Here is a 21323-nt window from a genome sequence, read left to right as displayed (position 1 = left end):
TCAGTTCAGGCCCTGCGGGCGTCCGACGACGACGAAGGTCAGGTTGTCGGGGTTCAGGATGCGCTTGGCCACGCGCTGGATATCCTCCTTCGTGACCGCGTTCACCTTGTCGTTGCGGGTGTCGATATAGCTCGGCGCCATGTCGTTGAGCTGCATCCCCGTGAGAATGCCCGCGATCGTGCCATTGCCGTCGAAACGCAGCGGATAGGCACCGGTGAGGTAGGTCTTGGCGTCCTCCAGCTCCTTGTCGGTGACCTTGCCGGTCGCCGCTTTTTTCCACTGTTCTTTCACGACCGAGATCGCCTCTGCGACCTTCTCATTGGCGGAGGCAAAGCTGCCCTGCCAAGTCTTCGCCAGATCCTTGTCGACGATATAGGAGGCGATGCCATAGGTCAGGCCGCGTTTCTCGCGCACCTCGTCCATCAGGCGCGACGAGAACCCGCCCGCGCCGAGGATCTGGTTGAGGACATAGGCCGCGAAGAAATCGGGGTCTTTCAGCCCGATCCCCTTCTGGCCGAACATCACCACCGATTGCGGGCTGTCGAAATCGACCGTGGTCACGCCGCCCTTGAAGCTCGGATCCGCGGGGGGTGGCATGTCGGCGCCCTTGGCGGGCAGATCGCCCAGCAGCTTGTCGAGCATCGGCCCGAGTTCTTCCGGGGTGATGTCGCCCACTGCGGAGACCACCATGTGATCGCGGGTCATCACACGGTCCTTGGCCTCGAACAGGTCCTCGCGCGTCAGGCCCTTCACGCTCTCGGTGGTGCCGTTGAGCGAGCTACCATAGGGATGATCGCCATAGGTGATCTCGCGGAATTTCTCGCCCGCGATGTCGTTCGGGTCCTGTTTGCTCGACGCGATCACGGCGAGCACCTGCTGGCGGACGCGTTCGATTGCGCTTTGATCGAAACGCGGATTGACCAGCGCCTCGCGCAGAAGATCGACGGATTTGTCGCGGTTCTCGGTCAGCATCCGGGCCGAGATGTCGAGCGAGTCGTCGCCCACATCGAAGCCGAACTGTGCGGCCAGTGCTTCCTCGGCCTCGGCGAATTGCTGCGAGTTCTTCTCTCCCGCGCCTTCTTCGAGCGTGGCGGTCATCAGGTTGATCGCGCCGCGTTTGCCCTTGGCATCGAGGCTCGCCCCGCCGCGGAAGGCGATGTCGAGCGCGGTGAAGGGGATGTCGTGATTCTCCACCAGCCACGCCTTGATGCCGCCGGGCGAGGTGACCTGCTGAATGTCGATCGCGCGGGCGGGCAGGGCCAGCACGAAGGCGAAGAGCGACGCCATCACGAGGCGCGCGGCGATCGGGAAACGGGTATGGATCATTGCGTGATCTCCTGCGCGGTCACGGGCGGCGCGGCGGGGGCCGCAGTCTCGGCGGGGGCGTCATCGGGACGCTTGGCATAGCCCGTCACCGAGGACTTGTTCTGGAACAGATCGCGGGCCGCGGCCATCACGTCCTCCTCGGTCACCGACATCAGAACGTCCGGCCAGTCCTCGACATCCTTCACCGTGAAGCCCGAGGCCAGTGCTTCGCCATAGCGCCGTGCGAGGCCCTGCGTGTTGTCGCGCGAATAGATCTCGGAGGCCTTCACCTGCGTCTTGATGCGGGCAAATTGCTCCGGGTCGATGCCTTCCTTCAGAAATTGCGCCAGCGCCTTGTCGAGTGCCTTTTCAGCCTCGGGGAGGCTCACATCCTTGGCGGGCATGACCGAGAGGTTGAACGTCGTCGGGTCGATCGACATGCCGTCATAGTAGCTCGACGCGTAGATCGCGGTGCCGTCGCCGTAGATCAGCTTTCGGCCAAGTACGGAGGTCGCCTGATTGCCGCCGAGAATCTCCGACAGAACGGTCAGGGCGGCCGCGCGCTTCTGATCGCCCGGATTGCGCTCGGGGGCGAGATAGGTGCGGACCAGATAGGGCTGGGCGACGCGGGCGTCCTCGAAGGTCAGGTGGCGCGCGGCGCGTTGCGGCGGCTCTTGCGGGCGGGCGCGGGGCGACAGGTCCTCGGTCGGTTTCAGCTTGCCGTAATACTTCTCGGCGAGCGCCTTCACCTCGTCGGGCTTCACATCGCCCGCGACCACGAGTACCGCGTTATTGGGCGCGTAATATTCGTGATACCACTTGAGCGCGTCCTGCCGGGTCAGGCCTTCCATTTCCTTGCGCCAGCCGATGACCGGCGTGCCATAGGGCGAGTTGAGGAACTGGGCGGCGCGCTCCTGTTCGTTGAACAGCGCCTGCGGGTTGGAATCGGTACGCTGCGCACGCTCTTCCAGGATCACCTGCAGCTCGGTCTTCGCGTCGTCGGGCGAGATACGCAGATTGCGCATCCGGTCCGCTTCCATCTTCATCACCAGCGGCAGTCGGTCCGCGGCGATGCGCTGGAAATAGGCGGTGTAATCGAAGCTGGTGAAGGCGTTGTCCGAACCGCCATTGGCGGCGACCGTCTTCGACAGCTCGCCGGGGGCCATGGTGTCGGTGCCCTTGAACATCAGGTGTTCAAGGTAATGCGCGATGCCGGATTTGCCGCGCTTCTCGTCGGCCGATCCGGCTTTGTACCAGACCATATGGACCACGACGGGCGCGCGGTGATCTTCGATCACGACGCCTTTCAGGCCGTTTTCCAACTCGAAAGTAGAGACGTCACCGGCCACCGCCGGGCTCAGACCTGCCAATGTCAGCAGGGCGAACAGGAATGCACGCAATGCCCAACTCCTCACAAGACACAGTTTCGGCGAAGATAAGCACTCTCGCTTCGCGTGCAAACGCCGGTGACGTTCTCGTGATGATTTTCCGGATTACTTGACCGCTTGCTGCGCTTCACCCGAGGGCGGGGCGCCCGGGGTGACGACGCCGAGACGGCGCCAGCGCTCGAGCTCTGCCGACTGGTCGAGCTCCATCGGCTTGTAGGCTTTGTAGTAGACCGAAACCTGGAACAGACGTTCGAGCAGGCGACCGTCGTGATCCTTGCGCCACTGGTAATCTTCGGCGGCGAGGGTCTGGCGGATGCCCGCCTGGCTGCCGTAACGCGAAGCCGCGGAGACGAGCGCCCGATCCGACGTCGGCACCTGGCCGTTCCGATCAAGGCGGCGCGGATTGCCACCAAGGGCGGCGACGGCATCAGCTTCGGGCGTGGGATCGGTGATGTTCGCGCCGCCCGGCGTGGGCGGCGGCAGGGCATCCAGGTTCTCCGGCATCTCCAACGGCTTCGTCGGAATTACGCCGAATTCGTCCGGGCCTTGGTGCGAAGACCGCAGATTCATCAGGCTGGGGTCGCGGGAATTGCCGCAGGCAGCCAGCGTCAGTACCGCTGTAAACGCGAGTCCGAGCGTGCCGATCTTCGCCTGCATGAACCACTCCCTTGCCAGTTCCGCCCCCGTCTTAACGCAACATTGGAGCGTCGTCACCTGCGAAAAACAGGCTAGCCTTCGTTGGGGCGATGGTCCTTGCCGGTGAACAGCACCAGACCGACAGCGCCGAGGAAAATCGCCACATCTGCCACGTTGAAAGAATAGGGGTTCTCCCAACCCGGTAGCGACATGTTGAGAAAATCCGCCACCGCGCCGTAAACGAGCCGGTCGACGACGTTTCCGAGCGCGCCACCGACCAGCAGCCCGGCCGAGATATTCACCCGCCGCGAATGCGGCTCACGCGCGATCCAGACCCAGACCCAGAGCGAAATCACCAGCGCGACGATAATCAGCACCCAGCGCATCCAGTCGGTTTCGCCGGAGAACAGACCGAAATTGACGCCGCGATTCCATGCCATGCGAAAGTTGAGGTAGGGCGGCACCACGTCGATCGCGCCGCGCTGGTCGAGATGCATCCCCTGCACCACGATATATTTCGACACCTGGTCGAGGAGCAGGACGCCCGCTGTCACTTTCGCTGCTAGCCGCATCTGGCCCTCGTTTGTTTCTCGTCACGTCTTCATGCCAGAAGGTGCAGCCCGGCATCCACCGGGCTACGCAAAGATACGGGCGGATCAGTGGCGGAAATGGCGCATTCCGGTGAAGACCATCGCGAGACCACGCTCGTTCGCCGCGTCGATCACTTCCTGATCGCGCATCGAGCCGCCGGGCTGGATGATCGCGGTGGCGCCTGCCTCGGCCGCGGTGATCAGGCCGTCGGCGAAGGGGAAGAAGGCGTCCGAGGCCACGACTGACCCCTTGGTGGGAGTCTCGCTCAGACCAGCGGCTTCCATCATGTCTTCCGCTTTGCGCGCCGCGATCCGGGTCGAGTCGACGCGGCTCATCTGGCCCGCGCCCACGCCGACGGTCGCGCCGTCCTTGACGTAGATGATCGCGTTCGACTTGACGTGTTTCGCGACTTTCCACGCGAACACAAGGTCTTTCAGCTCCTGCTCGGAGGGCTGGCGCTCGGTCACCACTTTCAGATCGTCCAGCGAGATCACGCCGTTGTCCTTGTCCTGTACGAGGAAACCGCCCGCGACCTGACGATAGGTCGTGATCGGTGCGGTGATGTCGGGCAGGCCACCGGTTTCGAGAAGGCGCACATTCTTCTTCTTCGCGATAACCTCTTTCGCCGCCTCGTCCACCGAGGGCGCGATGATGACTTCGGAGAAAATCTTGGTGATCTCTTCGGCGGTCGCCGCGTCGAGCGTCTGGTTCAGCGCGATGATGCCGCCGAAGGCCGAGGTGCGATCGCAGTCGAACGCGCGCTTATAGGCTTCGATCACGGTCTCGCCGGTCGCCACGCCGCAGGGATTGGCATGCTTGATGATCGCGACGGCGGGCTTCTCGGTGCCGAATTCCGAGACCAGCTCGTAGGCGGCATCAGTGTCGTTGATGTTGTTGTAGCTCAGTTCTTTGCCCTGCAGCTGCTTCGCGGTCGCGACGCCGGGGCGGTTCGTACCGTCGAGGTAGAAGGCCGCCGACTGGTGCGGGTTTTCGCCATAGCGCAGCGTTTGGGCGAGCGTGCCCGCGAAAGCGCGGCGGCGCGGGGTCTGCTCGCCGATGGCGCCAGCCATCCAAGTCGAGACGGCGGCATCATAGGCCGCGGTGCGCGCATAGGCGATCTGGGCGAGGCGCTGGCGGAACGGGTAGGAGGTCGCGCCATCATTCGCGTCGAGCTCTTCCAGCACGGCGGCGTAATCTTCGACATCCACGACGGTCGAGACAAACGCGTGGTTCTTCGCCGCAGCCCGGATCATCGCCGGGCCGCCGATATCAATGTTCTCGATGCAGGTGTCGTAATCGGCGCCTTTCGCCACGGTTTCCTCGAACGGGTAGAGGTTCACCACCAGCAGGTCGATCGCCTCGATCTGATGCGCTTCCATCGCGGCGAGGTGTTCTTCGTTGTCGCGCAGCGCCAGCAGGCCGCCATGCACTTTCGGGTGGAGCGTCTTAACGCGACCGTCCATCATCTCCGGGAAACCCGTCAGATCGGCCACGTCGCGCACGCTGAGGCCAGCTTCGCGCAGGGTTTTGGCGGTGCCGCCGGTGGATAGCAGTTCCACACCGCGCGCAGCAAGCGCTTGGGCGAAGTCGACCAGTCCGGTCTTGTCGGAAACGGAAATCAGCGCACGGGTCAGGGGGATCGGGCGGGTCACGGGCAGCTCCTCGCAAGGCTCAGGTCAGGGGCGCCCGGCCATCCTTGGGGGATCTGCCCCAAGGTCAGGGCGCGTCGATGGCCGAGGGGTTATCGCGTGCTTGCGAAAAGGTCCAGCCAATCTGGCAGGCCCGGTCCAGAACCTTGCTGGAAAGCACGATCTGTTGTGCAGGACGCGGGCGAATGCGCCCTTTTTCCAGGTAAACCGAGGGTTCCAATGCCAGATCGGCGACCCCGTCATGGCGGAAAATCCAGATTTCCCCGGTGCGCAGCGCGACCGAAACGGCGGTGCCACCGAGATCGAGTGCCGCGTCGCAATCGGGATGCAGGTGAAAGCGGATGTCGAAGGGAATGCCGCGCAGGCCTTCACGCTCGAAGATCTGGTCGAAGCGCTCGATATCCTGAGGCGTCATCGCGCCCAGCGTGTCGCGCCCGCGCAATTCGCGCCCGTCGACGGAGAGGTCCAGCTCGCGGATATGCGACATGCCGTGGGTCTCGGCATAGCCGTCATGGCCGAAGATCATCCCGGTCTCGGACAGGTCGTCGGGCTTGAACCAGACGTTTTTCGGCGTCTTGTCGAGAAAGGCGCGCGGTGCCCGTCCGAAGAGGCGCTCGGGGCCGAGGCGCGACGAGGAATAGCCGCGGATCGAGAGGGTCGAATGGCTGGCGGTGGCCCGGCCCGCCCGGTGCCAATCCGCGCCGAACTGCGCGCCCGAGCCGCAATTGACGATCAGCGGGCGACGACCGGAGGTCAGCTCGAAAGCCAGCGTCGACGCATGGGCATTGGCCGAGGCCTCGCCCTGCGGAGGTCGCGCCGCGTCGATGATGAGAGAGCCGCGCCCCCCCTGCATTCGCACATAGCCCATCGCGATCGGTTCGCGCCGCACGCTGCGGATGCCGGTCGCCGAGAGCGCTGCGTCGAGCCGCCCTTCGGGGCCGCGTCCGCCGCCGTGAAACCGCGCCAGCGCCCCATCGGAGTGGCGCAGTGCGCGTAGGGTGGGCGCAATCCGAGCGATCGCATCGAGGAGCGGACCCGGCGGCGTGCGCCCCGCCGTTTCCAATGCCTCGGCTGCCCAGTTGAGAAGCGTCAGGATCTCGAGCAGTTCCTCGGGGTTCCGGCTGGCGATCCCGCCCTCCGCGTCGATTTCCTGCGCGCAATCGCGCGACAGCGCCTCGAGCGCGGGGGCGGCGTGCCGCTCCATCCCGGTCAGCGCAAGTCCCGCATAGACGAGACCGGTCAGCGCCTCGAACCGGGGCAGCCCCTGCACCGCGCCGAACCAGCGCTTCGAAAGGAAGATCGTCTGCTTGCCCAAGGCGTGGAAGAAGCGGTCGGCATCCACGCGCTCGCGCCCGTTCAGAAGCAGGACCGCGTGGTTGATCCAGCGGATCAGGCGGCGCCCGGTCAGATCGGGCGTCCAGCCCGGCCCTTTGCCGTCGCCGAAGCGGTCGATCCAGCCGAAGACCCAATCCTGCGCGCGGATCCGGGCCTCGCGGGTGCCCAGCGCGGCGAGATCGTCCAGCCAACCGCAACCGTGAAGCGCATCCTCGAACGCGGGGTCAGGCATCGGCAGATCCCAGATGTTGACCCCCGGGCCTTCGATCAGGAAGCCGGCGAACAGGAAATTGCCCTGAACGAGTTGCCGCCCCTTGGCATAAGAGCCGATCGTGCGCGGTTCCGGCTGGCTGACGAAGCCGGTCACGGTTTGCGCACGGCCCGCGCGCGCAGCAGCGAGCCGGTTCAGCGCCATGCCGAATTTTGCCGATGATCGGGTTCTGTCCTTGCCCATTCCGTCGCCGCTTGCATGCCCTTCTGTCGGGGAATGCGGTCACGTTACTGGGAGGCAGGCGCGCTGTCACCGCCTGCGGTGCCAGTTCACGCAGAGCGTTGCAGTCGCGCCATGTAGAATCCGTCCATCCCCCCGAGATCAGGCCAGAAATCGGGCCGCAGGCGCAGCCCGCCTTCCTCGGTGATCCACGCGGGATCGACGCCGGGCAGATCGGGGCGGATCACGGTGAGGTCCGGATGCCGGGTGAGCGCCGCCTTGATCTGCGCCTCACCCTCTTCGGGCAGAAGCGAGCAGGTCGCATAGACCAGCATGCCGCCGGGTTTGAGCCATTGCAGCGCGCGGTCGAGGAGTTGTTCCTGAAGCGCGAAGAGCGGCTTGATCGAGGTGCCGTCCTTGATGAAGGGCAGGTCGGGATGGCGGCGGATCGTGCCGGTGGCCGAGCAGGGCGCATCGAGCAGGATCGCGTCGAAAGGCGCATCCGGCTCCCATTCGAGCGCGTCGGCGGCGACGATCTCGGCCTCCATCTGCGTCCGGTCGAGGTTTTCCGCGAGCCGCTCCAGCCGCGCCTCGGAAATATCGAGCGCGGTCACATCGGCCCCCATCGCGGCGAGTTGCAGCGTTTTGCCCCCGGGTGCTGCACAAAGGTCGAGGACGTGCGCACCAGATGCCGGAGCGAGCAGCTTCGCGGGCAGCGCGGCGGCGGCATCCTGCACCCACCACGCGCCGTCTTCGAAACCGGCTAGCTCGGACACTTTGCCCGGATCGGTCAGCCGCAGCGAGCCCGTGGGCAGAAGCGTCGCGCCCAGCGTCTCGGCCCATCCTGCGGCATCGTCCTTCACGCTCAGGTCGAGCGGCGCACCGGCCAGGTGCGCGACTTCCATCGCCTGCGCGGCCTTCTTGCCGAAGGACGACATGACGCGCCCGCGCAGCCAGCCCGGCATTTCGGGCGCAGGCGTCGTGGCCCATTTATCGCCCTCCTCGGAGACCTTGCGCAGCACGGCATTCACCAGTCCCGAGAAGCTCTGCAACTTCGGCCCGGCCGATTTCACCAGCGTTACGGCGGCATCGACGACGCCATGCGGGGCTTGCTTTTCTTCCAGCAGCTCGACCGTGGCCAGCCGCAGGATCGCCATCACGTCCGTCGGCGTGCGACGGCGCAGATGCGGTTTGAGAATCCGGTCGGCGCGGCCCAGATGGCGCAGCGTCGTCGTCGCGAGGCGCTGGGCGCGAGCGCGTTGCGCAGGCTCCAGCCCGTCGAGCGCTTCCGCGCCGATTTGCTCGGAGAGGCTTTCGCGATCCTCGAGAACGCCCACGATCAGGCCAAGGGCTGCGCGGCGCGCGGGGTCGGGTCTGGACATGGGCTGCGGCTTCCTGGCTTGTTGCGGCTTAAGCGCAGGCCTATATCATGCCCCGATCCACAGACAAGAAAGGACGCGCCATGTCCGATAAGCCCGAAGATAAGCGCGACTTGCCGCCCGCAGCCCTGCGCGCGCTCGCCGAAGCCGAAGAGCGCCGCAAGAACGCGCAGGCGGCGGAACTCCCGACTGAGCTTGGCGGTCGCGACGGTCCCGAGCCCGTGCGCTACGGCGATTGGGAGAAGAAAGGCCTCGCGATCGACTTCTGATCGCGGCGCCCTTTGATGCCGGGGCAGGGGGCGTCGCCCCCTCGGCGCGTTGCGCCTCGCCCCCAGGATATTTGAGCCAATCCGAAACTGCTGTGACTCAGAGCCCCAGCACGTCGAGCATGTCGTATTCGCCGGGGCGTTTGTCCTGCCCCCAGAGCGCGGCCTTGAACGCGCCGCGCGCGAAGATGGCACGGTCGGTGGCGACATGGCGCAGGATGATCCGCTCGCCCATGCCGGCAAACAGCACGTCATGCTCGCCCACGATATCGCCGCCTCGAATGGCCGAGAAGCCGATCGCGCCATGCTTGCGTGTGCCGGTGATACCGTCGCGGCCCGACTCGCGATTGTCTTCGAGCGAGACGCCACGGCCTTCCGCCGCCGCCTCGCCCAGCATCAGCGCGGTGCCAGAGGGTGCATCGACCTTCTTGTTGTGATGGGCTTCGATCACTTCGATATCCCAATCGGCATCGAGCGCCTGCGCGACTTTCTTCGTCAGCTGCGTGAGCAGGTTTACCCCGAGGCTCATGTTGCCCGCGCGCACGATCACCGCGTGACGGGCACAGGGCTTGAGCGCCGCGATGTCATCGTCATCCATGCCGGTCGTGCCGATCACATGGGTCAGGCGTGCCTGCGCCGCGATCTTCGCGAATTCGCGGGTGGCGGCAGGCGCGGTGAAGTCGATCACGGCCTGCGCCCCGGAAAACGCCTCCAGCGGATCGTCGGTCACGATCACGCCGTTCGGTGCGCCGCCCATCGCCTCGCCCAGATCCTGTCCGACCCAGTCGTGGCCCGTGCGTTCGACGGCGCCCACGAGGCGCGCCTTGTCGCTCTCGCTCACGGTGCGGATCAGCATCTGGCCCATCCGGCCCGACGCCCCGGTGATCACGATGCCCGGCAGGTCGCTCATGTCTTTCTCCTTAACGGTTTCGCGCTATCTAGCTTGCACAGGCGCGCTTGGCAAAGCCCCCGTTGCGCAAAACCCGCAGACGCCCTATGTGAGCGCCATGGCAAAGAACCGTTTCTCCTCGGGCGATGGCCCCTCGCAACGTCAGCTTCGCATGGGCGAGTTGATCCGACGCACGCTGTCGGACCTCCTGATGCGCGGCGACGTGCATGATCCCGATCTCAGCCGCTTCTCGGTGACGGTGGGCGAAGTGCGCTGCTCTCCAGACCTGAAGGTCGCGACCGCCTATGTCACGCCCTTGGGCGGGGAAGGCGGCAAAGAGTTGATCGCGGCGCTCGCGCGCAACAAGGGCGAGCTGCGGCGTCTGCTGGGCAAAGAAATGACCGCGAAATACAGCCCCGATCTGCGCTTCCGGTTGGACGAGACTTATGACCGGCTGGACGAGACGCGCCGTATGTTTTCGGACGAGACGGTGCAGCGCGATATCGCTGCGCGGGACGATGACGAAGACGATGAAGACGATCGCAACTAATGCTGCCGCGCTGATGCTGCTGGCCACGCCTGCGCTGGCCGACGCTCCTTGCGCGGATCGCAGCTTCGACGGCGTGACCTACACGGTCTGCGAAGCGCAGCTCGGGCAGGACCTGAAGCTGTTCCTCGACGATCCCGATGGCAACCTGATCGGAACGCCCGAGCGGCTTTCCGAAGTCGTCCCCAAAGGCGACCGCGTTATCTTCGCGATGAATGCGGGGATGTACCATCCCGATCGCAAGCCGGTGGGCCTGTTCATCGAGAACGGCAAGGAACTGCATTCGATCGTCACCTCCGAAGGGCCGGGCAATTTCGGCCTGCTGCCAAATGGTGTCTTCTGCATCGGCGAGACATTCTCGGTGACGGAATCGCGCGCCTTCGCCGCTGACCCGAAGGACTGCACCTATGCGACGCAATCGGGGCCGATGCTGGTGATCGACGGCACGCTGCATCCGAAATTCCTCGCCGACGGAACGTCGAAGAACATCCGCAACGGGGTGGGTGTCTCGGCCGATGGCAAGACCGCCTATTTCGCGATCTCCGATGCGCCGGTGAGCTTTCACGAATTCGGTCGTTTCTTCCGTGACGAGATGCAGGTGCCCAACGCGCTCTATTTCGACGGAAAGATATCTCGGCTGACCATTCCCGGCCAGGGGCGCGAGGATATGGGCCTGCCGATGGGGCCGATCGTGGCGCTGATCGCGCACGCGGACCCCGCTGCTGGAGATTGACGGCTCGCGCCGCTTGGGCTAGCAGGCGGCCCCTGTTGACTACGGAGGCCTCATGGCACGCAAGAAGGGTCGCGACATTTCCGGCTGGTTGATCGTGGACAAGCCCGCGGACATCACCTCCACCTCGGTGGTGAACAAGGTGCGCTGGGCGCTGGGCGCCAAGAAGGCGGGCCACGCGGGCACGCTCGACCCGGCGGCGACCGGGGTTCTGGCGGTGGCGCTGGGCGAGGCCACGAAGACGGTGCCTTTCATCACCGATGCGCTGAAGTGCTATCGGTTTCAGGTGCGGCTGGGGGCTGCGACCAAGACCGACGATGCCGAGGGCGAGGTGATCGAGACCTCCGATCTGCGCCCCACCGATGAAGAGATCGCCGCCGCGCTGACCGCTTTCGAAGGTGATATCGAACAGGTGCCGCCGCAATTCTCCGCGGTGAAGGTCGATGGCGAGCGCGCCTATGCCCTGGCCCGGGCGGGCGAGGAAATGGAACTGGCCGCGCGGCCTCTCTATGTCGAAAGCCTCGTGATGCTGGGCCGGCCCGATGCCGATACGGTCGAGCTGGAACTGGTTTGCGGCAAGGGCGGCTATGTGCGCTCCATCGCGCGCGATCTGGGGCAGAAGCTGGGCTGTCTCGGCCACGTCCTCTGGCTGCGCCGCGAATGGTCGGGGCCTTTCGAGGCGAGCGACGGGATCACGCTGGCGGAGATCGACGAACTGGCAAAGACGCCCGAACTCGATGCGAAACTGCTGCCTGTGGAACTTGGTCTTGACGATCTGGTGCAGCTGAAAGCCACGCCCGAGGGCGCGGTGCGGCTGAAGAACGGCAATCCGGGCATGGTGCTGCCGGGTGACGCCGAATGGGGCGAGGAAGTCTGGGTCAGCCATGAGGGCAAACCGCTCGCCGTCGGCATCTACAAATCCGGCGAGGTCCATCCGAGCCGCGTCTTCAATCTTTGACGCGCCCTTCCCCTTGGTCCAAATATCCCCGCCGGAGGCCTCCGCCCTCTGCCACACACGCAACGGTCAGGACGAGAGATGATCACCCGCGAGCATATTAAAGGCGACGCCCCTTCCATCGCGGTCTATTCGGATTGCGAGAACTACCGCTACCTGCTGACGCGGGTCTGGGACGACAGCAAACCCCGGGCGCTTTTCATCATGCTCAACCCCTCGACCGCGACCGAAGTGCAGAACGATCCCACGGTGGAGCGCTGCGAGCGCCGCGCGCGGGCGCTGGGTTTCGGGGCGTTCCGGGTGACCAATATCTTCGCCTATCGCGCAACCGATCCGAAGGTGATGCGGGCGCAGGAAGATCCGGTCGGTCCGGAGAATGATGCGTCGATCCGCGAAAGCCTCGATTGGGCGAGCGGTCCCGAAGACCGGATCATCTGTGCCTGGGGCGCGCATGGGGCGCATCTTCAACGGGGCGCCGCAGTAGAGGACTTGCTGCGCGCCAGTGGCCGGGCGCTGCACCATCTCGGGCTGACCAAGGCAGGCGCGCCGAAGCATCCGCTCTACATCGCGTACGAGCATCAGCCCGAGCTGTGGTTCGCCCCGGAAGGGTGAGCGTATCGTTAAGCATTTAACGCTTAAGTCCTAGGGATTTCTTCTCCGCGACCGTAACGTCCGCGCATCTTCACAGGGGTGCTCGAGATGTTGTTTCTGTCGGGATTTCTGGGTCTGCTGATGGCGGGTGCCACGGCGGGTCTCATGGTGGTTTCCTCCGACAATGAGGAGGATGAGCCGCCGCAGGGTGATCCGGATGGCACGTCCATGGAGAGTGAGGGCAACCTTCTTACCTTGGTCAGTGCCGGAGAGGCTTCGCCGGTACCGGTCGATCCCCCAGCGCCCGGCCCGGAGGATTACATGACCTGGGGTGATGCGTCCGACGATGCGATCGCGGGGGCGGCGGGCGATGACCAGATCGATGGATATGGTGGCGATGACAGCCTGCTTGGCGGCAGCGGTGATGACGAGCTTCTCGGGGCGGCCGGCAACGATACGCTGCGCGGAGAGGCGGGGGCGGACACGCTGATCGGCGGCGACGGCGCGGATGTGCTCGCAGGTGGCGCGGATCCGGATTTCCTCTCCGGCGGGTCAGGGGCGGATCGGCTCTCTGGTGAGGCGGGGGGCGACACGCTGGTCGGTGGCGTGGGAGACGATACACTCGCGGGCGGCACTGGGGACGATACGTTGGTCGGAGCGGATGGCGCAGACACGCTGACCGGGGATGCCGGGCACGACGAATTGAACGGCGATGCGGGAAACGATCTGCTGCGCGGCGTCACGCCGCAGACGCGCGATCTGGGGGCGGCCGATGCCGATACCCTCAATGGCGGGGCAGGGGAGGATGTGCTCCTTGGCGGCTCCGGCGATTGGCTGCATGGTGGCGAAGATCCCGACAGCTTTGCTCTGAGCGACTGGATCGACCCGGCGACGCCCGCAACGATCGCCGATTACACGGCGGGCGAGGATCGGTTGGCCGTGATCTACGATCCGCAGGGCGCGGCCTTGCCGCAGATGAGTGTGGAGCCCTCGGAGGTTCATTCCGGTGCGGCGTGGATCCTGCTCGATGGGATACGGCTGGCCGAAGTGCTCGACGCGCCGGAGTTGAGCGCGCAGGACATCGCACTCTTCACGCCCGAGCAATTCGCGGCGCAACAGGCGGTAGGCGCTTTGAAATAAGGCTTTTCAACAGGCCGATTCGCGTCTATACGCGCGCATCTGCTCCGAAAGGGGCAGTCTATGGACCTTGCTGGACGACATCCCGGCTTGCGCCCGAACCCTCAATGTAAGGAGATCCCGATGTCGATCACTGTTGAAGACAAGAACGCGCTTATCAAGGAATACGGCACCAAAGAAGGTGACACCGGTTCCCCCGAAGTTCAGGTCGCAGTCCTGACCAAGCGCATCGCGAACCTGACCGAGCACTTCAAAGAGCACAAGAAAGACAACCACTCGCGTCGTGGTCTTCTGATGCTCGTCGCGCAGCGCCGCAAGCTGCTCGACTACCTGAAGGCGAAAGACGTCGCACGTTACCAGTCGCTGATCGAGCGCCTCGGCCTGCGTCGCTAATCCGCCTAGGATTGGAATTCGAAACGCCCGCGCATACCGCGCGGGCGTTTTCATTTGCGTAATTCCGTGTGAATTGCCTGAAATGACATGATTGGGCTCTGTTCCCATGATTGGCGAGATTTTTGGGCGAATGGCCTTCCAATGAAAAAACTTTGGTCGGTTCGACTTCTTGTCCTCCTGTATCGTCCGCTCCAAACGGGAAAACGCGCGCATCTGCCCTAGTTTGCAGATGCGGTAACAGGGAGGATACAAAATGCAGATCGGAGTCTGGATCAGCTTGGCACTGTATTTCGTGCTGATGCTGGCCATTGGGGTCTACGCGTGGCGCAAGTCCACGTCGAGTTCCGAGGAATACATGCTGGGCGGGCGCAACCTGCCCCCCGCGGTTGCAGCTCTCTCGGCAGGCGCATCGGACATGTCGGGCTGGCTGCTTCTGGGTCTGCCGGGCGCGCTCTTCGTGTCGGGCCTGACGCAAAGCTGGATCGGGATCGGTCTTTTCGTCGGTGCGTTCGTGAACTGGATCGTCGTGGCGCCGCGCCTGCGCGAGCAGACCGAGCGTTATGACAACGCGCTGACGATCCCGGGCTTCCTCGCCAATCGCTTTCCGAGCCACGCGACATTGCTGCGGATGGTTTCGGCGGTGATCATCGTGGTCTTCTTCGCGGTCTACACCGCCTCGGGTCTCGTCGGCGGCGGCAAGCTTTTTGCCAGCGCCTTCGGTGGCAGCTACATGACTGGGGTCATCCTCACGCTTGGTGTCGTGCTGGTCTACACGGTGATCGGCGGCTTCCTCGCCGTGTCGCTCACCGACTTCGTGCAGGGCTGCATCATGATGCTCGCGCTCGTCATCATGCCGATCGTGATCCTCACGACCGGTCAGGGCGACGGCGTGGACGCGGCTGCGAGCCGGCTGAGCGATATCGACCCGAACTTCCTGTCGATGACGAACGGGCTGACCTTCGCGGGCTGGCTCTCGGCCGTCGCCTGGGGGCTGGGCTATTTCGGCTAGCCGCACATCATCGTGCGCTTCATGGCCGTGCGCTCGGTCGCCGATGTGCCGAAAGCGCGGAATATCGGCATGGGCTGGATGGCGATCTCGCTGATCGGCGCGATCTCGGTCGGGATCTTCGGCCGCGCCTATGCGCAGCGTAACGGGCTCGACGTGCAGGATCCGGAGACGATCTTCATCATCCTGTCGAACCTGCTCTTCCATCCGCTGGTGACGGGCTTCCTGTATGCCGCGCTTCTGGCGGCGATCATGTCGACCGTGTCGAGCCAGCTTCTGGTGTCGTCCTCGTCGCTGACCGAAGACTTCTACAAGATCGTCTTCAACAAGGAGGCCTCGGACCGTGCCTTGGTGAATGTCGGTCGTCTCGCGGTGCTGGCCGTGGGGATCGCGGCGATCATCATCGCCTCGAACCCGGACAGCAAAGTGCTTGGCCTCGTCTCGAATGCTTGGGCCGGGTTCGGTGCCGCCTTCGGTCCGCTGATCATCCTGTCGCTGACCTGGAAACGGATGACGGGTCTCGGCGGCGTGGCTGGCCTCGTCGTCGGCGCACTGACCGTGATCGTCTGGATTTCGCTGGGCTGGGGTTCGTTCCTCTACGAGATCATCCCGGGCTTCATCGCGGCCTTCATCGCCATCATCGTGGTGAGCCTCGCAAGCGAAGATCGGGGCGAGTTCCGCCCGATCGAATGATCCTCGCGACTTGAGATGTGAAAGGCCCGTCCAATGTGGCGGGCCTTTTGCGTTACTCCTTCGCAGCGCGTCTCGCGAGCCAGCCGACGCTCAGCCCTTGCACCACGATCGAGAAGACGACGATCACGTAGGTGGCCGAGAGGATTTCATCCGTCCACTGCGAGTCCGGCAGGGACAGCGCGAGGGCGACCGAGATGCCGCCTTTCAGCCCGCCCCATGTCATCACGCGGGTCACGCCGGGGCCGAAGTTGCGGAACGGGCGCAGCGCGAGGATCGGCACCACCACCGCGACCAGCCGGCCGACCAGCGCTAGGCCGATCGAGGCGACCGACGTCGTCAGGATATCCGCGTCGAACCGGATCGCGAAAATCTCCACCCCAATCAACAGGAAAAGCACGGCGTTGAGTATCTCGTCCACCAGCATCCAGAAAGCGTCGACGTACTTGCGGGTCTCCTCGGACATGCCGAACCGCGCCCCGACATCTCCGATCAGAAGCCCGGCGCAGACCGCGGCGATCGGGCCGGAGACATGCAGGAACAGCGCCAGCTCATAGCCACCGAACGCGAGGCCAAGCGTCAACAGTACTTCCAACGAGGGGTCGTCGATGAGGCGCATCACGCGAAACAGCCCCCAGCCCATCGCGAGGCCGAGCGCCGCGCCGCCCACCGCTTCGCGGAAGAACAGGGTGCCCGCCCCGGACAGGCTTGAGGCTTCGGAGTGGCCGCTGGTGAAGGCGAGGCCAGAGAGGATCAGGAAGACCGTGTAGCCGACGCCGTCGTTGAACAGGCTCTCGCCCGAGATCACGGTCTCGAGCGTGCGGCGCAGATTGGCCGAGCGCAGTACGCCGAGCACGGCGACGGGATCAGTCGGCGAAATCAGTGCCCCGAAGGTCAGCGCGACCATGATCGGCGCGCCGGTCAGCCAGTGAAAACCGAAGCCCACCACGAGGGTCGACAGCACGACGCCGATCGTCGCCATCACCAGAACCGTCGGCCAGACCGCCCGCAGGTCCGACAGCTTCACATGCAGCGCCCCCGCGAAGAGCATCAGCCCCAGCATCCCGTCGAGCAGCGCTTTCGAGAAGTCGATGCTCTTGACGTAATCTTGTACCTGCTGCGCGAGGTTCAGCCCGAAAATGCGATCGACGATCATCAGTCCGATCGAGGTCATCAGAGCGACGATCAGAATCCCGATCGTCGGCGGCAGGCGCAAAACGAAGTGATTGATGACGCCGAACAACCCAGCGAGCACGATGAGGGCGGCGGCGAATTGCAGAACGGTCATGGGGCGGCTCTCGGCGTGATTGTCCGTTTAAGGTAGCCCAGAGCACCTCAGGGCAAGCGGCGCAAGCCCTGCAGAGGGGCGCCGCATTGATCCCGAGATCGCGGGGCGGGGACTCTATTGGGCGGCGATGACAAGCTGTGCGAAGCCCTTCGCGCGGTAGCGGACGAACGCCTCCGGGCCCTTGGGGTCGAGGTCGTAAAGATGCGGACGCCCGGCAAGATAGGGGCGCCAGCGCTTTTCCGGCGTTTCGCTTATCAGCACATCGTGAGACTTCTTCATCTCGCACGCGAGGTCCTTGATCTTCATTCCCCGGCCTTCCTTGCTGTTCTGCGCGATGACCTGTCGGATCTTGTGGTCGAGTTGGCCGATTTTGCTTTCGGGCGGGGCCACCTCCTTCGGCTTGCTCTTCGGTAGGCCGATTTCGTGAAACACGGAGCAGCTTTTCCGAAACCCCGCGGGCGCCTTCTTTTCGCCGATGCCGATGACTTCAAAACCCTTCTCGCGAAGGCGGGTCGCGAGATGCGTGAAGTCTCCATCAGAACTTGCGATCACGACACGTTCGGCCAAACCTTCGAAAGCGATCTCCAGCGCGTCGAGGGCAAGCAGCAGGTCGGACGCGTTCTTGCCGGTGCCCGAATGTATGAGCCGGATCGACGGCACGTCTCCCCAGTTCTTGATCTGCGCGATATCGCCATAGGCGCGCCGGATGAACGCACCGGGTGCGAAGGATAGGATCTTCGGCGCGTGGCAGGCGGAGATGTTCTCGCCGTCGATGAAAAGGGCTGTGGGTTTGCTCATGGTCTCACAATGTTCAATCTTAATAACTACGGGCTGAGGATGGCGCGCCAATCTGGCCAGAATTGGGCGCGGGCCGTTTCCTTCCCCAAGGACTCTTTGCTTCCCAAACCCCTTCATTTCCTGTATTGGCAGGCCCATCTGAGACGTGACGCCTCGAGCCCCCGGGCGCGTGCAAGAGGATAAGGGGGCGGCGGCAATGGGGCCGCCATGCAAATCGGGAGACACGGGATACGCCTGTGAGAGCTCCCAGAAGGATACGCTGAATGTTCAACACCGTTAAAAAATCGATCCAGTGGGGCGAAGAAGAGCTCACGCTGGAGACCGGCAAGGTCGCACGTCAGGCTGACGGCTCGGTTATCGCCACGCTGGGCGAAACCTCCGTCATGGCCAACGTGACCTTCGCCAAGGAACCGAAGCCGGGTCAGGATTTCTTCCCGCTCACGGTTCACTACCAAGAGAAATACTATGCCGCCGGTAAAGTGCCGGGCGGCTTCTTCAAGCGCGAGGCCCGTCCGTCCGAAAAAGAGACGCTCACCGCGCGCCTGATCGACCGTCCGTGCCGTCCGCTCTTCGCGGAAGGCTTCAAGAACGAAGTGCTCGTGATGTGCACCGTTCTCTCGCACGACCTCGTCAACGAGCCCGACATCGTCGCGATGATCGCCGCGTCGGCTGCGCTGACGATCTCGGGCGTTCCGTTCATGGGCCCGATCGCCGCTGCGCGCGTCGGTTTCGCCGATGGCGAATACATCCTGAACCCCGAAGTCGACGACATGCAGAAGCTGCGGGAGAACCCCGAGCAGCGTCTGGACCTCGTCGTCGCGGGCACCAAGGACGCCGTGATGATGGTGGAATCGGAAGCTTACGAGCTGTCCGAAGCGGAGATGCTGGGCGCGGTCAAGTTCGGCCATGACGCGATGCAGCCGGTGATCGACCTGATCATCGACCTCGCTGAAGCCGCCGCGAAAGAGCCCTTCGACTTCCAGGCGCCCGACTACTCGGCGATGCTCGAGACCGTCAAAGCTCTGGGCGAAGAGAAGATGCGTGCTGCATATGCGATCTCCGACAAGCAGGAGCGCGTGGCCGCCGTCAACGCCGCCAAGGAAGAGATCAAGTCGCAGCTCACCGAAGAGCAGCTCGAAGATCCGACCCTCGGCACCGCGATGAAGAAGCTGGAATCGGCTGTTCTGCGTGGTGACGTCGTGAAGAACGGTCGCCGCATCGACGGTCGTGCGCTGGACGAGGTTCGCCCGATCGTGGCGGAAACCGGTCTGCTGCCGCGTACCCACGGCTCGGCGCTGTTCACCCGCGGCGAGACGCAGGCGCTGGTCGTGACCACGCTGGGCACCGGCGACGACGAGCAGATCATCGACGCGCTGCACGGCAATTCGCGCTCGAACTTCCTGCTGCACTACAACTTCCCGCCCTACTCGGTCGGCGAAGTGGGCCGCGTCGGTTCGCCCGGCCGTCGTGAGATCGGTCACGGCAAGCTCGCATGGCGCGCGCTTCAGGCGGTTCTCCCGGCTGCGACCGACTTCCCCTACACGATCCGCCTCGTCTCCGAGATCACCGAGTCGAACGGCTCGTCCTCGATGGCGTCGGTCTGCGGTGGCTCGCTGGCAATGATGGACGCGGGCGTTCCGCTGAAGTCGGCCGTGGCGGGTGTCGCGATGGGTCTGGTGCTGGAAGAGGATGGCTCCTGGGCCGTTCTGACCGACATCCTTGGCGACGAGGATCACCTCGGCGACATGGACTTCAAGGTCGCGGGTACCGAGGAAGGCATCACCTCGCTGCAGATGGACATCAAGGTCGCCGGCATCACCGCCGAGATCATGGAGAAAGCTCTGGAGCAGGCACGCGCTGGCCGCATGCACATCCTTGGCGAAATGAACAAGGCGCTCTCCGCGGGCCGTTCGGAATTCTCCGCCCATGCTCCGCGCATCGAGACGATGACCGTTCCCACCGACAAGATCCGCGAAGTGATCGGTTCGGGCGGCAAGGTCATCCGCGAGATCGTGGAAGTCTCGGGTGCCAAGGTCGACATCAACGACGACGGCGTGATCAAGATCGCTTCGGCCAATGCCGAGGCCATCAAGAAAGCGCATGACATGATCCACGCTATCGTGGCTGAGCCTGAAGAAGGCCAGATCTACACCGGCAAGGTCGTGAAGCTCGTCGATTTCGGCGCCTTCGTGAACTTCTTCGGCAAGCGTGACGGTCTCGTCCACGTCTCCCAGATCGCCAACAAGCGCCTGAACCACCCGAGCGATCTGCTCAAGGAAGGTCAGGAAGTGAAGGTAAAACTTCTGGGCTTCGACGATCGCGGCAAGGTACGCCTTGGCATGAAGATGGTCGATCAGGAAACCGGCGAAGAGATCGCGCCGGAAAAGCGTGAAGAGAAAGCCGATTGATCGGTTTGATCCGCTAGACGATTTAGAAAGGCCCCGGAGCGATCCGGGGCCTTTTGCTTTTGGTCCTTCTGGGTCGGGCGGAAATGAAAAAGCCCCGGGCGTTGCCGGGGCTTTTCCGCAATCGGACGAGACTGCTCTCAGCCCTGCGCTTTCACAGTGCGCAGATAGGGCAGCTTGACGTCGACTTCGCCGAATTTCTCTTTCGCTTCCTCGGTCGACACTGAGAGGGCGACGATCACGTCCTGGCCCGGGACCCAGTTCGCGGGGGTCGCGAAGGGCTTGCCGTCGGTAGCCTGAACGGCATCGAGGGCGCGGATGATCTCGGCGAAGTTGCGGCCGACCGACATCGGGTAGGACATGGTCAGACGGACCTTCTTGTCGGGTCCGATGATGAAGACGGTGCGCACGGTCGCCGAGTCCGCCGGGGTGCGGCCGTCGGGCAGGTAGGCGTCGGCGGGCAGCATGTCATAGGCTTTCGACACGGCCAGCGAGGTGTCGTCGATGATCGGGAAATTCGCGGGCGCGCCGGCGACTTGCTCGATATCCGATTTCCACTTCACGTGCTCTTCGACGCTGTCGACCGAGACGCCCATGACCTTGGTGTCGCGCTTCTCGAATTCGGGGGCGAGCTGCGCCACAGCGCCGAATTCGGTGGTGCAAACCGGGGTGAAGTCTTTCGGGTGCGAGAACAGGATGGCGTAACCGTCGCCGATCCAGTCGTGGAATTTGATCTCGCCAGCGGTCGAGTCGGCGGTGAAATCGGGAGCGGTGTCGTTGATACGCAGGCCCATGAAAAACCTCCTGTGTTTGCGTAAAATTACGTCTTTGCGGGATATAAGTCCTCGCCGGGGTCCATTCCAGACAGTTTGGAATCTTTTCAAACTTGGGGTCTGCGACCTATCGTCAGGCCTT

The 21323-nt window shown here is 64.1% G+C and carries 19 protein-coding genes and 1 pseudogene; 9 read left to right on the top strand and 11 right to left on the bottom strand.

What is annotated here, in order from left to right; all coding sequences use genetic code 11:
* The 7 genes from B6V75_RS17475 to B6V75_RS17445 all read right to left on the bottom strand — a co-directional run bounded on the left by B6V75_RS17475 (window position 1) and on the right by B6V75_RS17445 (window position 8716).
* On the bottom strand, window positions 1-1326 hold the full coding sequence (locus B6V75_RS17475) for a pitrilysin family protein (protein WP_206198508.1): 1326 nt from the start codon (window positions 1324-1326) through the stop codon (window positions 1-3).
* Entirely contained in the window at window positions 1323-2705 is a 1383-nt protein-coding gene (locus tag B6V75_RS17470) for a pitrilysin family protein (protein ID WP_077701340.1), read from the bottom strand. Before B6V75_RS17470 ends, B6V75_RS17475 begins: the two co-directional genes overlap by 4 nt.
* Before the next feature lie 93 nt (window positions 2706-2798).
* Entirely contained in the window at window positions 2799-3350 is a 552-nt protein-coding gene (locus B6V75_RS17465) for a DUF3035 domain-containing protein (RefSeq protein ID WP_075776816.1), read from the bottom strand.
* Between the two features lie 71 nt (window positions 3351-3421).
* Entirely contained in the window at window positions 3422-3901 is a 480-nt protein-coding gene (lspA, locus tag B6V75_RS17460; protein ID WP_088720531.1) for a signal peptidase II, read from the bottom strand.
* Between the two features lie 84 nt (window positions 3902-3985).
* Window positions 3986-5572, bottom strand: coding sequence for a bifunctional phosphoribosylaminoimidazolecarboxamide formyltransferase/IMP cyclohydrolase (gene purH / locus B6V75_RS17455; protein ID WP_088720530.1), 1587 nt, complete (start codon window positions 5570-5572; stop codon window positions 3986-3988).
* A gap of 64 nt (window positions 5573-5636) precedes the next feature.
* A complete protein-coding gene (locus B6V75_RS17450; protein ID WP_240496998.1) occupies window positions 5637-7358 on the bottom strand; it encodes a heparinase II/III family protein in 1722 nt (573 codons plus the stop codon).
* 86 nt (window positions 7359-7444) lie between these two features.
* Complete coding sequence (locus tag B6V75_RS17445) at window positions 7445-8716, bottom strand: transcription antitermination factor NusB (RefSeq protein WP_088720528.1); 1272 nt, start codon at window positions 8714-8716, stop codon at window positions 7445-7447.
* A gap of 80 nt (window positions 8717-8796) precedes the next feature.
* On the opposite strand from B6V75_RS17445, the gene B6V75_RS17440 reads away from it, so the two are divergent.
* Window positions 8797-8982 carry a DUF1674 domain-containing protein gene (locus B6V75_RS17440; RefSeq protein WP_088720527.1) on the top strand — a complete coding sequence of 62 codons (186 nt, stop codon included), beginning with the start codon at window positions 8797-8799 and terminating at the stop codon, window positions 8980-8982.
* Window positions 8983-9079: 97 nt separating this feature from the next.
* Here the strand turns inward: B6V75_RS17440 and dapB are convergent, their stop codons facing one another.
* On the bottom strand, window positions 9080-9889 hold the full coding sequence (gene dapB, locus B6V75_RS17435; protein ID WP_088720526.1) for a 4-hydroxy-tetrahydrodipicolinate reductase: 810 nt from the start codon (window positions 9887-9889) through the stop codon (window positions 9080-9082).
* A 97-nt stretch (window positions 9890-9986) separates the two neighbouring features.
* Here dapB and rbfA point away from each other — a divergent pair, with 97 nt between their 5' ends.
* The 7 genes and pseudogenes from rbfA to putP all read left to right on the top strand — a co-directional run bounded on the left by rbfA (window position 9987) and on the right by putP (window position 15920).
* Window positions 9987-10418, top strand: a complete 432-nt coding sequence (gene rbfA, locus B6V75_RS17430; protein WP_075776888.1) for a 30S ribosome-binding factor RbfA — start codon at window positions 9987-9989, stop codon at window positions 10416-10418.
* Window positions 10399-11148, top strand: a complete 750-nt coding sequence (locus B6V75_RS17425; RefSeq protein ID WP_088720562.1) for a phosphodiester glycosidase family protein — start codon at window positions 10399-10401, stop codon at window positions 11146-11148. Before rbfA ends, B6V75_RS17425 begins: the two co-directional genes overlap by 20 nt.
* Window positions 11149-11200: 52 nt before the next feature.
* Entirely contained in the window at window positions 11201-12103 is a 903-nt protein-coding gene (gene truB, locus B6V75_RS17420; protein ID WP_075776823.1) for a tRNA pseudouridine(55) synthase TruB, read from the top strand.
* 78 nt (window positions 12104-12181) lie between these two features.
* The gene (locus B6V75_RS17415; RefSeq protein ID WP_088720525.1) at window positions 12182-12712 is read left to right on the top strand and encodes a DUF1643 domain-containing protein; all 531 of its coding nucleotides are present in this window, start codon (window positions 12182-12184) and stop codon (window positions 12710-12712) included.
* 87 nt (window positions 12713-12799) lie between these two features.
* Entirely contained in the window at window positions 12800-13831 is a 1032-nt protein-coding gene (locus B6V75_RS17410; RefSeq protein ID WP_146735150.1) for a calcium-binding protein, read from the top strand.
* Between the two features lie 120 nt (window positions 13832-13951).
* Window positions 13952-14221 carry a 30S ribosomal protein S15 gene (gene rpsO / locus B6V75_RS17405; protein WP_075776826.1) on the top strand — a complete coding sequence of 90 codons (270 nt, stop codon included), beginning with the start codon at window positions 13952-13954 and terminating at the stop codon, window positions 14219-14221.
* A gap of 253 nt (window positions 14222-14474) precedes the next feature.
* Window positions 14475-15920 (top strand): annotated as a pseudogene (gene putP, locus B6V75_RS18890) (sodium/proline symporter PutP).
* Window positions 15921-15972: 52 nt separating this feature from the next.
* Here putP and B6V75_RS17395 read toward each other — a convergent pair.
* Together B6V75_RS17395 and B6V75_RS17390 are read right to left on the bottom strand one after the other, a co-directional pair.
* Window positions 15973-17205 carry a sodium:proton antiporter gene (locus tag B6V75_RS17395; RefSeq protein WP_088720523.1) on the bottom strand — a complete coding sequence of 411 codons (1233 nt, stop codon included), beginning with the start codon at window positions 17203-17205 and terminating at the stop codon, window positions 15973-15975.
* A gap of 114 nt (window positions 17206-17319) precedes the next feature.
* On the bottom strand, window positions 17320-18141 hold the full coding sequence (locus tag B6V75_RS17390; protein WP_240496997.1) for an NYN domain-containing protein: 822 nt from the start codon (window positions 18139-18141) through the stop codon (window positions 17320-17322).
* A gap of 125 nt (window positions 18142-18266) precedes the next feature.
* Between B6V75_RS17390 and pnp the strand changes: the two genes are divergently transcribed.
* A complete protein-coding gene (gene pnp / locus B6V75_RS17385) occupies window positions 18267-20411 on the top strand; it encodes a polyribonucleotide nucleotidyltransferase (RefSeq protein WP_075776830.1) in 2145 nt (714 codons plus the stop codon).
* Window positions 20412-20548: 137 nt separating this feature from the next.
* Here the strand turns inward: pnp and B6V75_RS17380 are convergent, their stop codons facing one another.
* On the bottom strand, window positions 20549-21202 hold the full coding sequence (locus B6V75_RS17380; RefSeq protein WP_088720522.1) for a peroxiredoxin: 654 nt from the start codon (window positions 21200-21202) through the stop codon (window positions 20549-20551).
* Window positions 21203-21323 lie beyond the last annotated feature (121 nt).

It is taken from the genome of Thioclava sp. F1Mire-8 (assembly GCF_002213165.1).
GTDB classification, from domain to species: domain Bacteria; phylum Pseudomonadota; class Alphaproteobacteria; order Rhodobacterales; family Rhodobacteraceae; genus Thioclava; species Thioclava nitratireducens.
Note: the sequence above shows the minus strand (reverse complement) of the source record. Positions and strands in the feature narration are given on the sequence as shown.